This window comes from Vibrio sp. HI00D65, from assembly GCF_001635455.1.
Lineage (GTDB): Bacteria > Pseudomonadota > Gammaproteobacteria > Enterobacterales > Vibrionaceae > Vibrio.
Map to the genome: position 1 here is coordinate 1 of NZ_LWEH01000360.1, position 418 is coordinate 418.

General features: G+C 45.7%; 1 protein-coding gene. It reads right to left on the minus strand.

The window, feature by feature from the left end:
* Window positions 1–120: 120 nt before the first annotated feature.
* On the minus strand, window positions 121–418 hold a 298-nt coding region (locus A3712_RS19895), incomplete at its 5' end, for an Imm49 family immunity protein (RefSeq protein ID WP_197465876.1).

Consider the following 418-nt stretch of genomic DNA (forward strand, 5'->3'; position numbering starts at 1 on the left):
GTTGCATCCATCACGCCACGCGACTTAACGCAGTAGTAGAACCGCTCAATAACGCTAGGGAACTGTGACAATCAGTGTAATGATCGGCAACAACGCCACCGATCATTTTTACTTCACTGTTTACGAGTTTGACAATACATAAGTAGGTAAATATCCTGACTCAACATCAAGGGTCAATCCATACTTTTCTTTGGCGTATTTAGCCGCTGTGAGCAACGGCAGTGACACATACCCCGTTTCCCTTTGGCTAAAATCTTTATCATGCGTCCACCACTCTTGATGCATTTCCAAAGCACGGTGCATAGCATCACGATATGCCTCTTGATTTTGTTGGTGTACCGCTTGCATCACATCATAGAAACCAAGCGTGATGGTAATACTGTGGAAAATCATCCAGCGCTCTCTGCCAGCGCGATCG